The 13749-nt window shown below is 57.1% G+C and carries 15 protein-coding genes; 9 read left to right on the forward strand and 6 right to left on the reverse strand.

Annotated features, from left to right (window positions below):
• The first annotated feature begins 43 nt into the window (after positions 1 to 43).
• Positions 44 to 964 (forward strand): ZIP family metal transporter, encoded by a 921-nt coding sequence (locus tag HY298_27340; GenBank protein ID MBI3853958.1) that lies wholly within the window; start codon positions 44 to 46, stop codon positions 962 to 964.
• 25 nt (positions 965 to 989) lie between these two features.
• On the opposite strand, the gene HY298_27345 is transcribed toward HY298_27340, so the two are convergent.
• The 4 genes from HY298_27345 to HY298_27360 are packed head-to-tail and all read right to left on the reverse strand — an operon-like array spanning position 990 to position 3467.
• Positions 990 to 1247 (reverse strand): DUF2249 domain-containing protein, encoded by a 258-nt coding sequence (locus HY298_27345; protein MBI3853959.1) that lies wholly within the window; start codon positions 1245 to 1247, stop codon positions 990 to 992.
• Between the two features lie 33 nt (positions 1248 to 1280).
• Positions 1281 to 1595 (reverse strand): metal-sulfur cluster assembly factor, encoded by a 315-nt coding sequence (locus HY298_27350; GenBank protein ID MBI3853960.1) that lies wholly within the window; start codon positions 1593 to 1595, stop codon positions 1281 to 1283.
• The gene (locus tag HY298_27355) at positions 1592 to 2974 is read right to left on the reverse strand and encodes a cbb3-type cytochrome c oxidase subunit I (protein MBI3853961.1); all 1383 of its coding nucleotides are present in this window, start codon (positions 2972 to 2974) and stop codon (positions 1592 to 1594) included. Before HY298_27355 ends, HY298_27350 begins: the two co-directional genes overlap by 4 nt.
• On the reverse strand, positions 2940 to 3467 hold the full coding sequence (locus tag HY298_27360; GenBank protein MBI3853962.1) for a DUF2249 domain-containing protein: 528 nt from the start codon (positions 3465 to 3467) through the stop codon (positions 2940 to 2942). Before HY298_27360 ends, HY298_27355 begins: the two co-directional genes overlap by 35 nt.
• Positions 3468 to 3737: 270 nt before the next feature.
• Between HY298_27360 and HY298_27365 the strand changes: the two genes are divergently transcribed.
• The 5 genes from HY298_27365 to HY298_27385 all read left to right on the forward strand — a co-directional run bounded on the left by HY298_27365 (position 3738) and on the right by HY298_27385 (position 7518).
• The gene (locus HY298_27365; GenBank protein MBI3853963.1) at positions 3738 to 4994 is read left to right on the forward strand and encodes a hypothetical protein; all 1257 of its coding nucleotides are present in this window, start codon (positions 3738 to 3740) and stop codon (positions 4992 to 4994) included.
• Positions 4995 to 5401: 407 nt separating this feature from the next.
• Positions 5402 to 5545 carry a hypothetical protein gene (locus HY298_27370; protein ID MBI3853964.1) on the forward strand — a complete coding sequence of 48 codons (144 nt, stop codon included), beginning with the start codon at positions 5402 to 5404 and terminating at the stop codon, positions 5543 to 5545.
• Between the two features lie 138 nt (positions 5546 to 5683).
• Positions 5684 to 6802 (forward strand): twin-arginine translocation signal domain-containing protein, encoded by a 1119-nt coding sequence (locus HY298_27375; GenBank protein ID MBI3853965.1) that lies wholly within the window; start codon positions 5684 to 5686, stop codon positions 6800 to 6802.
• A 256-nt stretch (positions 6803 to 7058) separates the two neighbouring features.
• Positions 7059 to 7280 (forward strand): hypothetical protein, encoded by a 222-nt coding sequence (locus HY298_27380; GenBank protein ID MBI3853966.1) that lies wholly within the window; start codon positions 7059 to 7061, stop codon positions 7278 to 7280.
• Positions 7273 to 7518 carry a hypothetical protein gene (locus HY298_27385; GenBank protein ID MBI3853967.1) on the forward strand — a complete coding sequence of 82 codons (246 nt, stop codon included), beginning with the start codon at positions 7273 to 7275 and terminating at the stop codon, positions 7516 to 7518. The genes HY298_27380 and HY298_27385 overlap by 8 nt, the downstream gene beginning before the upstream one ends.
• A 362-nt stretch (positions 7519 to 7880) precedes the next feature.
• Here HY298_27385 and HY298_27390 read toward each other — a convergent pair whose 3' ends face one another.
• Both HY298_27390 and HY298_27395 read right to left on the reverse strand, forming a co-directional pair.
• Positions 7881 to 8519, reverse strand: coding sequence for a DUF1080 domain-containing protein (locus HY298_27390; GenBank protein ID MBI3853968.1), 639 nt, complete (start codon positions 8517 to 8519; stop codon positions 7881 to 7883).
• 67 nt (positions 8520 to 8586) lie between these two features.
• Entirely contained in the window at positions 8587 to 10002 is a 1416-nt protein-coding gene (locus HY298_27395) for an ATP-dependent Clp protease proteolytic subunit (protein MBI3853969.1), read from the reverse strand.
• A 212-nt stretch (positions 10003 to 10214) separates the two neighbouring features.
• On the opposite strand from HY298_27395, the gene HY298_27400 reads away from it, so the two are divergent.
• From HY298_27400 to HY298_27410, 3 genes are all read left to right on the forward strand, one after another.
• The gene (locus HY298_27400; protein MBI3853970.1) at positions 10215 to 11405 is read left to right on the forward strand and encodes an FIST C-terminal domain-containing protein; all 1191 of its coding nucleotides are present in this window, start codon (positions 10215 to 10217) and stop codon (positions 11403 to 11405) included.
• A gap of 107 nt (positions 11406 to 11512) precedes the next feature.
• Positions 11513 to 12295, forward strand: a complete 783-nt coding sequence (locus HY298_27405; GenBank protein ID MBI3853971.1) for a hypothetical protein — start codon at positions 11513 to 11515, stop codon at positions 12293 to 12295.
• Positions 12296 to 12550: 255 nt separating this feature from the next.
• On the forward strand, positions 12551 to 13749 hold a 1199-nt coding region (locus HY298_27410), incomplete at its 3' end, for a hypothetical protein (protein MBI3853972.1).

Genomic DNA, 13749 nt, shown 5'->3' on the forward strand with positions numbered 1-13749 from the left:
AGCTGACAAGACAAAGGAATCTTCTACACTCTGCCGCGTCAAGATGAGTGAAGCGTCATTATCGCCGGTTGTGCTCTTGTCGGCTTATTGCTTGCTGATTCTGCTGGCGTCGCTGGCGGGCGGCTGGATTCCGCTGTTTGTCCGGTTGACACACACGCGGTTGCAAGTGGCGACCAGCTTTGTCGCCGGTCTGATGCTGGGCGTCGGCGTGTTGCATCTGATGCCGCATGCGTGGCAGCAACTGCGCTCCATCGACCGCACCGCCTGGTGGTTGCTCGGTGGGTTTCTGTTGATGTTTTTCATCCAACGATTTTTTCATTTCCATCACCACGATGTCCCGGATGAATCGCCGGAAGGAAGCGCTGACGAACATCACCACGATGATCACGACCACGACCACCACCAGCACGAACGCACGCTGGCCGATCAATCAGCAAGTCAGTTGTCGTGGAGCGGTGCCGCGCTCGGATTGACGTTGCACACGTTGATCGACGGCATCGCGCTGGCCGCGAGTGTGGAAGCGGAGGCTCATGGTAGCGGAGGTGGACTGCTGGGGCTGGGCACGTTTCTCGTCATCATCCTCCACAAACCTTTTGATGCAATGGCCATCGGCACGCTGATGGCGGCGAGCGGCTGGTCGAGAGGTTCACGACATTTTGTGAACGGACTTTTCGCGCTGGCGATTCCCGCCGGAGTATTGCTGTTTCACTTCGGAGCGGGTCAATTTTCCGACGCCGGCCACATCTTTCTCGGCGCAGCCCTGGCTTTTGCGGCCGGCACATTTGTCTGCATCGCGACGAGTGATTTGTTGCCCGAACTGCAGTTCCACGCGCACGACCGCGTCAAGCTATCCTTCGCCCTGTTGGCGGGCCTGATTCTGGCCGCGGCCATCGGCAAATTCGAAACCACCGGCCACGAACATCATCATCCGCCCATCGTCTGGCCCGACCAATCCGTGCCGTGAATCCTGAGTGACTCAAACGGTTGCCCTACTTGAACCGGGTGATCTTGACACGATAATCAGTCGGCCCTTTTTCAAGATGTTCCCAACCGAACGCGCCGGGGAATTCGGCGGCGAATTGATAGTAAAGCGGGACGGGGTCGTGGTCATTCAACAGGATGAAATGGTCGCCCAACGGCAAGTCGCGCCACGTTTGCATGATCAGCTTGTGTTTGATGGAGCAGGGAATTGGGCGCACATCCATCACTTTGTCCGCGCCGATGTGCGGCTCTGTCTGCGTCGTCATTTAATTTCCTTTCGTTTGATTGCTCCGGCCGGTTTACCAGGCGATGCCAACACGAGCGCGGCCGTAATCGCTCATCATGGCGGGATTCCACGGCGGGTCCCAAATCAGTTCAACCTCCACTTCCTCCACGCCTTCGAGATTGAGCAAGGCGGTTTGCACGCCCCAACTGAGGCTCTCGTGCATCGGACAACCCGGCGTGGTGAGCGTCATCTTCACCGTCACCTTGCCGCCGGTCAGGTGGATGTCGTAAATCAAACCGAGATCGACGATGTTGCAATCCAGCTCGGGATCGAGGACCTGCTGCAAGGCTTCGCGAATCGTGGTTTCATTCACGTGGGTCGTTGTCATAGATTGCCTTTCAACGCTGGCCGCAACCCCAGCGGCTCGATTTTCGGTTGGAACAAATGCAGCAGGATTTTCCCCATGTTCATTGCAAACAACACGAGACTCGCCGCCAGCAACGAACAACTCCATTGCACTGCGCTTTCATTGCCCGAAACAATTGACACACTGGTTGCTGCCAATCCCACGACGAACATCCAGTAGCCCAACGCTTGCAACCGCGGCGAGTAGAGATCGGCCAACGATGGAATCTTGCTGCGGCCGATTTCCCGGCTGTAACGGGCATACCAGACCAGGAACGGAACAATTTTGTAGAGCATGCCGAGGATGGCGAACGTCACCACGCCGATCAACGCGAGGAAGCCATAAACATTTTCCAACTGCGTCGAGAAGCGGGTCATCGGCAGAGTCGGCCAGCAAAGAATGATTCCCAGCAGCGACAGCGGCAACAGCAGGCTGATGGCGGTCAGAAAATATTTCAGCCCCCAATCAAGATGCCGCCGTTTGCGCGCGCGCAACATGGCCCGCATCTCCACGCCGTAAAAGGCCAGTCCGGAAATGACGACGAACACGAACGCCAGTTTCCAGGGACTGCCAAACAAAATGGTCAAGAAAAGTCCCAGCAAGCCCACATTCAACAGTCCAATCGACCAGGCGGCGCGACGATGACTCTGCACTTCGCCCAGCGCAAACATCGGCACGAGTTTGTAGGAGACGGCCACCAGCATCATCACGAAAAATCCCAGGCCGCCGAGATGGGCGTGGGCGTGCATGAGCGAAATGGCATAGAACGGACTGATCTGCGGCCAGCATTTGGCGGACACCATGAACAGACCCGCGCACAGGGTCATCAACAGCCAGAACAACGCTGAAGCGATGCCAACAGCGACGACATTCCAGCGCGGGATGCGCGCCAAGGTCCGTCCCAGGTTGTACACAAACAGAATGACGCCGATCCCGAAGATCGAACCGAAGTGGCCGACCTGTTTCATGTTCCAGATCCAGAACATCCAGATCATCCCGGCGAACCCGATGACGTGCAGAACAAACTGCCAGCGCGCCAGCCGTTCACTGTGCAGTCTGGTTTCGAGCGCCACGGGCACGAGTTGATACATCGCGCCCATGACGATGGACGAAATCCAGCCGAGCGTGAACAGGTGCGTCACAGCGATGACATACTGGTTGTAATGATACGTCGCCAGAATGTCCGGCCGTAACACCAGCCACAGAATACCGCTAAACAACGAAAGCATCCCCGTCACCACGAATCGCAACGGCAAACTCACCGACGGCGCGAGGGCGCCAGCGACACCGACGGCTTTGGCTGCCGTGCCGATGGGTTTGGCCAATTTAGGAGCGGTGGATATGGGTAATGAAGCTTCCATCACTTTGTTCCTCCGTCGTCCCGATGAAGCCCCGTTCCTCTAATTGCGCGTAAAGGTGCATCGGACGACGATCCGTCCGTGCGCGCAACTCCGCCCCGGCGGGTAAATCACCCAGAGCCTCCAGGATGACGACGAGCGGCTGCGGCGGCTCCAATCCGCGCGCGTCAACTTCGATCATTTCGTTGCAGGCACAGGCACACCGGGGCGCGTCTTGACGTGATGGCGAGGGTTCTACCGCTTTTTCCGAAACCGGCGCGGCGGTTGAACTGCGCGAGAACAACACTTCCCAATCACCGCTGTTGCTGGGTTTGGCCTCGTGAGAAAAACCCTGTCGCGCCAACACACCGAACAACGGCACCGGCTCGAAGGGCGCGATCAGCAGGAGCTTTTCGCCGTCCTTCAACCGCGCCACCGTTTGCATGATTTTGGAAAACGGTTCGCGACCTTGCGCGATGTCTTCGCGCACATCCAGGCTCACAACGTTGTCATTCATCACGCGGCCAATCTAGCGGCGGACGTGCCCGAACGCTTTGATGCAAATCAAAGTTTATCACTGGTCAGTAAGATTCAACGCCCTGCCCCAAAGCACGCGAAGATTTGACGCGAGTCAAACCTTTCGGTGCTCGAATGTTTAGGCTGCGCCAAATTTTGTGAGAGCTTTGGTGGTGGAAACCTATAACTTTGAACCGGAGTTGAACTGATGACTGATCGAAATGTTGAATCACGGAAAGCCAGGCTGCGGCGGGAAATCAGGCTCGTTTTGATGGTCGCCACCATCGTCACAACAGCGTCCCTGCGCGCTGACTTTCAAGGTGCCACCCACTTGATGCCGTTCGACGAGGAGACGATCAATTACAATAAGACCAAAGCGGACGGTCCGGTGGCGCGCTTGCAGGAGCGCATCGACAAGGGCGAGGTGAAACTCAAACACGATGACACGTTTGGCTATCTCCTCGCGCTGTTGGAGGAATTGAAGGTGCCGGTGTCGTCGCAAATGCTCGTCTTCTCCAAAACCTCGTTTCAGCGGGAACGCATTTCTCCAAAAACACCGCGCGCGCTTTTCTTCAACGACGATGTTTACGTCGGCTTCATCCCCGGCGCGCCGCTGTTGGAAGTCTCCACCGCCGATCCGAAGTTGGGCGGCGTGTTCTACACCTTCACGCAAACGGCGACCGACAAGATGCGCTTTGTGCGGACGGACCAATGCCTCGAGTGTCACGCATCAGCCAAAACCATGGGCGTGCCCGGTCACCTGCTTCGTTCATTTCCGACGGATGAAGACGGCGTGGTGGACTTGAACAATGGCGTGTCGCTGGTGAATCATCGCACGCTGCTCGAGGAGCGTTGGGGCGGCTGGTACGTCACCGGCACCCACGGCAAGCAAACCCATCGCGGCAACTTGATCGGGCCGGCGGCATTCGCGCGACAGGAGAAAGAGCCGAATTACCTGGGCAACCTGACGGACCTGAGCCGGTTCTTCCCGGTTTCCAATTATCCCAGACCGCAAAGCGACATCGTGGCCTTGATGGTTTTGGAACACCAGACGCACATGCACAATTTCATCACGCGTTTGAATTATGAATCCACGCTGGCATTGCAGCAGTATGGTCACATCAATTATCTGAAGAACATTGTCGATGCATTCCTGAAATATCTACTCTTCACCGAGGAGGCGCCGTTGAACAATCCGGTCAAAGGCAATCCAGAATTTGCAATGGCATTTGAGAACCGGGGGCCGCGCGACAAGCAAGGCCGTTCACTGCGCGAGTTTGATCTGCAAACCCGCCTCTTCAAATATCCCTGCAGCTACTTGATCTACTCAGACGCTTTCGCGCACCTGCCCGGGCCGATGAAAACGCACCTTTATCAGCGTCTCTGGGACATTCTTACGAACAAGGATTCCGGTCCGGCCTTTCAAAAGATTTCTGCCGACACCAAACGCGCGATCCTGGAAATCCTGAGAGAAACAAAACCTGATCTGCCGGATTACTGGAGAGAAGGAAGTCGCACGAAAAGCTGAAAGGTTGGAGAACTTTTTTGGGGTACCGCGCCACTCGCTCGATCAGAGTCAAGTTGCGAATGGTTGGAACGCTCGCCCTTTCCATGAACCTCGTAGCAGCGGACGTGAGTCCGCTCCATCTGAATTCGATGAAAGTCAGCGCCGACTCACGTCGGCTGCTCCGGCCAGCCCCGACTCGGAGTCGGGGTTCGGGTTCAAAGCGCGAAAATCCTTTTCGGCGAATTCTCACCCCGGCCCGCTTCCCCGGGGAGAGAACTCCCCAAAATAAAGTTCCGCGCCTTGAACCCTGCCCCCCTCAGCCCCGCCAAAGGCTGGAATGGCGAGGGCGGTTGGGAATCAATCCGCAACACCAGCACTGACAAAACGTGCCTTTACATCCGCCAGCTCAACCGCAATAGTAGCTGCGTATGATGGCTGTGATCGATTCAAATCTCTGGGGCTTCTTCGCCATGCCGGTGGGAGTCGCGCTTTGCTTTGGACCCGGACTTTACGTCTGGTTGAAGGCCGAAGTGGGAACGCCAGGGCCGGACAAGCCTCACGACAAACCGTAGGTGCGGCGCGGTTTTGAATCATTTCAAAATTAGTTGGAGCGACCCGGCGAGCCGCGCGTTGCTTTCTGGCGTTTTCAGGCTCGACAGGCCTTACTCACGGGGTTAGCGTCCGCCTGAATCTCCAACAAAAGACGCAACATGCATACGAACGAATTCATTTTCCCCCATCGCCTGACCCGGCGCGATTTCCTCAAGATGAGCGGCGTCGTAACCGCCGGCCTGACGATGCCAAGTCTCGCACAAGCAGCCGAAAAGAAAACCCACGTCCGCATCGGCAACGGTCATCACACCTACACCCTCGACGATGACTGGGGCAAACTGCCCGAAGGGATGAAGTATGGTTTCGGTTGCGGAGTTATCGTTGACTCCAAAGACCGCATCTATGTGACTTCGCGATCCACGAGCCCTTGTGTCGCGATCTTTGACCGCCACGGCAAGTTGCTCGAAACCTGGAGCGACAACTTTGCCGAGAACGTCGGCTTCACGACGGCGCAAGTGAAGGACACGGCGCATTGCCTCTACCTGAGCAAAGAGGGTCGGAACGAGTTCATCTACTGGACGGAAAACGCCAGCACCAACAAGGAAGGGCCGAAGCTCGGCAAGCGCGTCTATAAGACCGACCTCAAGGGCAAAGTCCTTTACGAAATCGGGAACGTCAGCAAGGAAGGCAGCACGTCGCAGAAGTTCGACTGGACCAATCCGACCGACGTGGCCGTTGCCACGAATGGCGACATCTACGTGGTGGACGGTTATGGCAGCCAGCGCGTGAGCCGCTTTGACAAGAATTTCAAACACATCAGAACGATTGGCGAGAAGACGGAGAAGTCAGCGGTCGGCAAGAACGCGCCACACGGCACGTTCAACACTTGCCACGGCGTATGGGTCAACACCCTCAAGAAAAGCGGGCCGGAGATTTACATTGCCGACCGGCATAACGACCGGCTCGAAGTCTTTGACCTCGAGCTCAACTACAAGCGCACACTGGCCGACGACGTGCGCAACCCGTGTTGCTTCTACCAGCACAAAGACCATCTCTACATTCCCGACCTCGCCAGCCAGGTCACGATCCTCGATGCGGACGACAAACTCGTCGCGCACCTCGGCGACGGCAAAGGTGCCGCCGACAACAAGACCAACCCCGCGCTCTTCGCCGCGCCGCACGCGATGTGCGTGGATTCACACGGAGATTTCTACGTCGTCGAATGGGTGGATTTTGGTCGGCCAAGAAAATTCAAGCACACGCCGCAGGCCGCTTGATCATTGCCGTTCCGAGGTGGGCAACGTAAAATCGCCAAGACGTGGGAAAAACGGGAAGGCTCTTGGTGTCTCAGTGCGGCCCGCTCACGCGTTTGGAATACAAACGAGGATGGCGTCATTTGCCACTTGAGAACGGAACGCGGAAAAGTTAAGTTGCCAACGTGAGAACACTAAACGCGCATTTAGACGGCAGGTTCATCGTGCTGGACGAACCGGTCTGCTTGCGCACCAACGCTTGGGCAAGTAATGTGACGACATGACAGCGGTTGAAATCATCGAAGAAATAAAACGACTGCCGCAGGATGAACAGAGCCGGGTCATCGAGTTCGCCCGTCACGCCGGGGAAAACCGCCAACTCAGCCCGGAGGAATTGGGCCGCCTCGCCAAGCGAATGGTCGAGGCAAAAGACCCCGCTGAGGCGGACCGGCTGCAAGAGACGATTGAACGGGGTTTCTACGGCGGCCAGTCTCATGCCTAAAGTCCGCCGCGTAAAGCTGCCTCAAGCGTTGCTCACTCACCTTCTGACGCGAATGCGTCAACGGAACATTTCGCACGAACAAATCATCTCGCTCGCTCGTTGGCTCGACAGCGAGCCGGATGTTCCTGAAGGCAAATGGTTCCGGAGATTCCCCGACTTCGTCGTGTGCGGCGAAGGCGAGTTCATCAAAACCTTCCTGCTGGCCGGTCAAGCGCCGGACGGGCGCGAAGTCCGGTAATTGCGCATCTGCTTTTGCTTTAACGATGCGGCGGTCTGTGCCGGAGATGACTCGATATTTCCCCAAGCCTTCGTGCCTGACCTCGTACGCGCAGCCTGATGACATAGCTCGTTCTGAAATGTTGATCGGACGATTTTTTTAAAAACTCAACTGAAGCAAGGGTTTTGTCGGTCGCACGGCGACTACGGCGCGTTTTCCCGAACAGGATTCAATCAGGAAACCAAGAAGGCAGGAGAAAGAATTCATTCATGGTTTCTTGAATTACTAATTTGATTTGAATCTGACGCGCAGCATTTCCAGATCAGCGTGGGCCTTGCGGACGGCCACTATGCAACCTGGCAACCATCGTCCGCGCGTCAACACTACCGCAACTCTTCAATCGTGATGTCCTTATACCACGCTTCGGTCTTGCCGCCACCGTGGACCTGGAAACCAATGCGGCCATATTGCGGAATGGAATCTTCCGGCTCGGTGTAATCGACCGTTTGCAGGCCGTTGATGAACGCCCGAATCCGTTTGCCTTCACAGCGGATCACGTATTCGTTCCAGTCGTTCCGCTTCAAAACCTTGTTCAACTCGTTGATGTCGGACTTGGCGACGACCCTGTTGCGGCGCGATTCGTCGTAGATGCAACCCCACCATTCCGGATCGCCGATGTCCACCTGGTAACCACTCATCTCATTCGGTGGATTGGTGGTGCGCACGCTGCGTATCTGCACGCCGCCGTTGATGAAGCCTTCGCTGCCGGTCAACTTGAAATGCAGCCGCAATACAAAATTCGTGTAGCTGCGCGTCGTGGCGATGAACTCGTTGCGCGGAACAGTCGTCTTGAGCGAGCCGCCCACGAGCGCGCCGTCCTCGATGCGCCAGGTGCGGTTCGTGTCGCCGTCCCAGCCGTTGAAGGATTTGCCGTCGAAGATTTTCACCGGCCCACCGTGCAGAAGTGTAGAACAGGACAAGGTTAAGAGCGCGAGAACGAGAGTTGTTACGTAATTCTTCATAAGCTGAGTGCCGGTGTTTGCTTCGACCTATATCGAGAGGTCGCAAAGCTGTCGAGTCTGGACTGATTCAACCCACTACTTCAACGATGGCTTCAGTGGCGCTATGGCCGATGATTCTGACCTTCTGACCCTTGGCAATCATGTCGCCTTGCGAAATCACGTCGATGACGTCGTCGCCAAACTGCGCCTTGCCGCCGGGACGCAGCGCCGATATCGCCGTGCCGACCTGCCCGATGCGCGAGGCCTGCTTCTGTTCCTGCTGCGTGACCGAGCTTACGCCACTGGCCGATTGAGAAACCAACAGCCGATAGACGGGCGTCTTCGGCAAAACCCGACTCAGCAAAAATACGGCGACCAGCGAACCCACCAAAGCTATGAACAAGTCTTGAAGCGGCAATTTCAACTGCGGCAACGTCGGCACGCTGGGCATGCCGGGATAAACATCGACCATCGCCATGACCAATGCCACGAGCATCAACATCGCGCCCAGCAAGCCGGGAAGGATGGTGCCCGGATGAACGAACAGTTCGAGGCCCACCAATATCAGCCCCAACACAAACACCGCGATCCATTCAAACCCGGAAAGACCCGCGATATATCCGCCAAAAAAATAAATCGCGAACGCGGCAATGCCAACGACGCCGGGCAACCCGAATCCCGGCGTTTTGAACTCGATGTAAATGCCGGCGATGCCGATGATGAGCAGCAACGGGCTGATGGCGTTGATCCAAAAGCCCAATGTCTCGACGCCAGTGGGTTTGATCTCGACCCGCTTGGCATCGGCGAACCCGAGTTTGTCAAGGAGTGCATCCATCGAATCAACCGTGCCGGCCGAGAGCAGCGGTTTGCCGTCATATTCCTTTTCCGCCTCGACGTTGGTCAGCGTCAGAATCTGCCCTTCCTTGACGATGACTTCGCCGTCGATGGTCAACCCCCGGGACTTGTCAATCATTGCCTGAATCACCGCTTTGTTGTGGCCGTTTTTTTCCGCGCTGGCTCGCACCAATGCACTGACCGCCGAGGTCATTTTCACTTCGTAAGTTTCCGGCGTTTTTTCCACTCCGCCGCCACCAGGTGAGAGAATGATCGGCGCGGCAGCACCAATCACACTCCCGGGCGTCATGAAAATTTTTTGGGTGGCCACGGAAATAAACGCGCCTGCGGAAAAGGCCTTGGCGTTCACAAACGTGGCTGTCTGGCCTTTGAACTGGTTGAGAATCTGGATGATTTCCTCCGTCGTGTCCACGCGTCCGCCGTTCGTCTCCATATCCAAGATGAGCAGGTCCGCCTTGGCCGCCATCGCTTCCTTCACGCCGCGACGAACCAGATAAACCAACGGCGGCATGATGTCTTCGCGAATAGGCAGGATGAACACTTTTTTGGTGGACGTCTCCTTTTTGGAAGACACCTCCAGTGCCGGCGAATTATTTTGCCCGGCCACACCGGCCAAAAAACCGAGGAACAGCGCCAAGCTGAGTTTCATACCGCAACCGTATCCCATTCGATTGCGCCTAGCAAGAGAAGTGAAGCGCTGAAATGCGCTTTCAACGTATGGCCAACTGCATTGGGCCAGGAGTGCGGACAGCCTTGCCCGCGAGTTTCAGTGGTGTCTCCAAGTTCTCGCGGACAAGGCTGTCCGCGCTCGGTGCCGAGCTTCCGGTTTGCATTCATTTCTTTTTTCGTTAACTTCGCTTCATGCAAAATGAGTTCTCCGTCTCAGCCCATTGGCAGGATGGATTTGATGAAGCTGGCCTCCAGGCATGGGCGGAAAAGTTGCGTAGCCAACTGCGCGCTCCGGCTGTTTCGCTGGGACTGGTGTTCATGACGCCGAAGTTTTTCCCGCACGCCGGCCAGGTGTTGGAAATCCTCCGGGTTCACGCGCAAATCCCTTTGCTGGCCGGCTGTTCGAGCGGCAGCCTCATCGTCAACGCACAGGAGGTGGAAGAGGACGCCGGTTTGGTGCTGGCGCTTTATGCGCTGCCCGGCGCTGAACTGCGCGGGCTTCATTTCACTCAGGAACAAGTCGAGGAAGCCAACGGCCCCGGCTATTGGCATCTGGAAACCGGTCTGAATTCCGAGCAGACCAACGGCTGGCTCGTCTTTGCTGACCCATTTCATCTGGACAGCGAATCGTGGCTGCGCGGTTGGAACGAGGCCTACGCGCCGCTGCCGGTGTTGGGCGGTCTGGCCAGCGGTGATCACCACGCGCAAACAACCCAGATCTATTTGAACGGCGACGTGTTTGAGGAAGGCGGCGTGGCCATTTCAGTTGGCGGCGAGGTGCAACTGGCCGGCGTCATTTCGCAGGGTTGCACCCCCATCGGCGAAACCTGGACGATCACCAAAGTGGAACAAAATCTCATCCATGAAATTGCCAACCGCCCGGCCTACGAACTCCTGGCTGAAACCTTCAATCGGCTTCCGGTCGAAGACCAAAAAAATTCCCGGGGCAACCTGTTCGTCGGCCTCGTCGTCAACGAATACCTCGAAGACTTTCACCGCGGTGATTTCCTGGTCCGCAATCTCATCGGCGCTGATCCGAAATCTGGCATCATCGCCGTGGGCGCGCTGCCGCGCCAGGGACAGACGATCCAGTTCCAGCGACGCGACGCCCGCGCGGCCACGGAAGACATGACGGCTTTGCTGACGGGCGCTAGAAAACAGTTGGCCGGCGCAACGATCCTTGGGGGTTGCCTGTGCAGTTGCAACGGGCGCGGGCATCATCTGTTCGGCCAGCCAAGCCACGACGCGCGGATGGTTCAACAACATTTCGGCCCGCTGGGTCTGGCAGGATTTTTCTGCAACGGTGAAATCGGGCCGGTCGGTGAACGGAATTTTCTTCATGGCTACACGGCTTCGCTGGCCTTGTTTGTGAAGAAGCGGTAGCCACGGGGAAGTTTTCCGCCTTTACAAATCGAACTCAACGCAACAAGTTAATTCTGCTGCCTGAGAAACAAACCGGGCGGCGCTCAAACCTCAACCTGCAGTCGCCTATGAAAAAATTAATCATCAAAATTGCGGTCGTTGTTGTTGCCCTGGTTGTGCTGGCCGTGGCCGTCTCCATTTTTTATCTCGGCTCGATCGTCAAGAAAGGTGTGGAAACCGTCGGTCCCACCATCACCAAGACGGACACGAAAGTAAAAACCGTGACGGTCTCGTTGCTCTCCGGTCATGCCAAATTCTTCGGCCTGGTCGTCGGCAATCCGGAAGGATACAAATCCGAATACGCCATGAAAATGGGGTCGGTCGGCGCGACGGTTCGACCCTCGTCGGTCTTCTCGGACAAGATCGTCGTGAAGTCCATCAATATCGAGGGGCCGGAGATCACCTTTGAAGGGGGTTTGCGAGGCAGCAATTTGAAAAAACTTTTAGACAACGTCGAAGCGGCCAGCGGCGGTGACAAGAGCGCGACCAAAAGCACGCCGGACACCGGCACGAAAAAAGCCGGGAAGAAACTTCAAGTGGACGAGTTTGTTCTCACCGGCGGGAAGATTCATCTCAGCCTGACTGATCTGGGCGGCAAATCGGTCACGGTGCCGCTGCCGGATATGCATCTCACGGATTTGGGTAAAGATCCCAACGGAATTACGGCGGCGGAATTGACCAAGAAAGTTCTCACCCCCATCCTGGAAAACGCCATCAACGCCGCCGGGAGCGCCATTACCGACATTGGCAAAGGCGCCACCGAAGCGGTTGAAGAAATACGAAAGAATCCGACTGATGCCGCAGGCAAAGCTGCGAAGGGAGTGACCGACCTCTTCAAGAAAAAGCCGTAGGCACGGCTGAATCAGGCCGAGGTGTGAGGGCGTGATGGGAACCGGCGGGCTTTCTTCGGCGCACGGGATTGAGCCCACCTGACCTCGTGAATGAGGAAATGCATCGACACGCGACGAAACCGGTGCGTTCCGGCGGTGAAGCCGCGTGAAGGCCGCGCGCCTGACCGGCAATTCCAATTGCAACGAACATGGATGTTCCACTTGATTTTGCGCTAGGAATAGACTTTCGTCTAGGAAGCCGAACCCGATAAAAGTATGAAATGCATTTGTCTGTCGATCCTCCTCGTTTTCACAACGTGGTCTGCCAACGCCGTGACCCGCAGTTGGACCAACACCGCAGGCGGCAATTGGTTTGTCTCCGCCAACTGGACGCCCAATGGCGTGCCCAGTGGCACCGACGTTGCCAACATCACCAACAACGGCACCTACACCGTCACGATTGCGACCGGCACTGTTGCCGTGGTCTCGTACAACGTTGGCGGGGCGAGTGGAACACAGACGCTGGCTTTGCAGACCGCCAATTCGCTCACGGCCGCTGGCACTGTTGGAGCAAACGGCATTCTCGACATGAGTAGCGGTTCCTTGCTCGGCAGTTTGGTCATTCTTCCCGGCGGGCAGTTGGTGTTCAACACGCCGGGCAACAAGTTTTTGGACACCCTGAGCCTGATCAACCAGGGGACGGTCACCTGGAACGACGGGCAGTTGCTCAATGGCGGCCAGCCCGCCACCGTGGTGAGCAACGGCGGCCAGTGGTTGATGACCGGTGACAATTCTTTCAACGGCTACTCGGCACAGACCAATTCGCCGGTCTGGATCAACACCGGTCTGGTGCGCAAGAGCGCCGGCGCGGGCTTCTCCCAGCTCAACAACTTCAATGTGGCCTTCAACCCCGGCGGCGTGGTGGACGTGCAGAGCGGCACGTTGCGCTTCGGGGGCGGCACCAACAACACCCTGGGCGGCAGCTTCACCGCCTCGGCGGGGGCCACCCTGGATTTGAACAGCGGCACCTACTACGACGCCGGAGGCGTGGCGTCCGGAGCGGGCTTCAACCGGTTCAACGGCACGACACTCAACCTGCGGACCAACATCATCCCCGGACTCCTGCACAGTGGCGGCACCGTGGTGCTGGGCCCGAGTTTCCAGAACGCCGGCGTCATCACCAACCTGACACTGGACGGCGCGACGCTGGTCGGGTCCAATCGGGTGAGCGGAACGTTCGTGGTCAACTCGGGTTACCTCGTGAACCAGTTGACCGTTCTTGCGGGCGGGGAGCTGCTGCTCAACACGCCGGGCAACAAGTTTCTGGACACGCTGACCCTGATCAATCAGGGGACGGTGACGTGGAACGACGGGCAGTTGCTCAATGGCGGCCAGCCCGCCACCGTGGTGAGCAACGGCGGCCAGTGGTTGATGACCGGTGACAATTCTTTCAACGGCTACTCGGCACAGACCAA

It is taken from the genome of Verrucomicrobiota bacterium, assembly GCA_016200005.1.
Taxonomy (GTDB): domain Bacteria; phylum Verrucomicrobiota; class Verrucomicrobiia; order Limisphaerales; family PALSA-1396; genus PALSA-1396.

What these genes read in the sequence shown, in the direction of transcription:
- HY298_27340 (MBI3853958.1), top strand. Translation starts at nt 44, where the DNA reads ATGAGTGAAGCGTCATTATCGCCGGTTGTGCTCTTGTCGGCTTATTGC.
- HY298_27345 (MBI3853959.1), bottom strand. Translation starts at nt 1,247, where the DNA reads ATGACGACGCAGACAGAGCCGCACATCGGCGCGGACAAAGTGATGGAT.
- HY298_27350 (MBI3853960.1), bottom strand. Translation starts at nt 1,595, where the DNA reads ATGACAACGACCCACGTGAATGAAACCACGATTCGCGAAGCCTTGCAG.
- HY298_27355 (MBI3853961.1), bottom strand. Translation starts at nt 2,974, where the DNA reads ATGGAAGCTTCATTACCCATATCCACCGCTCCTAAATTGGCCAAACCC.
- HY298_27360 (MBI3853962.1), bottom strand. Translation starts at nt 3,467, where the DNA reads ATGAATGACAACGTTGTGAGCCTGGATGTGCGCGAAGACATCGCGCAA.
- HY298_27365 (MBI3853963.1), top strand. Translation starts at nt 3,738, where the DNA reads ATGGTCGCCACCATCGTCACAACAGCGTCCCTGCGCGCTGACTTTCAA.
- HY298_27370 (MBI3853964.1), top strand. Translation starts at nt 5,402, where the DNA reads ATGATGGCTGTGATCGATTCAAATCTCTGGGGCTTCTTCGCCATGCCG.
- HY298_27375 (MBI3853965.1), top strand. Translation starts at nt 5,684, where the DNA reads ATGCATACGAACGAATTCATTTTCCCCCATCGCCTGACCCGGCGCGAT.
- HY298_27380 (MBI3853966.1), top strand. Translation starts at nt 7,059, where the DNA reads ATGACAGCGGTTGAAATCATCGAAGAAATAAAACGACTGCCGCAGGAT.
- HY298_27385 (MBI3853967.1), top strand. Translation starts at nt 7,273, where the DNA reads ATGCCTAAAGTCCGCCGCGTAAAGCTGCCTCAAGCGTTGCTCACTCAC.
- HY298_27390 (MBI3853968.1), bottom strand. Translation starts at nt 8,519, where the DNA reads ATGAAGAATTACGTAACAACTCTCGTTCTCGCGCTCTTAACCTTGTCC.
- HY298_27395 (MBI3853969.1), bottom strand. Translation starts at nt 10,002, where the DNA reads ATGAAACTCAGCTTGGCGCTGTTCCTCGGTTTTTTGGCCGGTGTGGCC.
- HY298_27400 (MBI3853970.1), top strand. Translation starts at nt 10,215, where the DNA reads ATGCAAAATGAGTTCTCCGTCTCAGCCCATTGGCAGGATGGATTTGAT.
- HY298_27405 (MBI3853971.1), top strand. Translation starts at nt 11,513, where the DNA reads ATGAAAAAATTAATCATCAAAATTGCGGTCGTTGTTGTTGCCCTGGTT.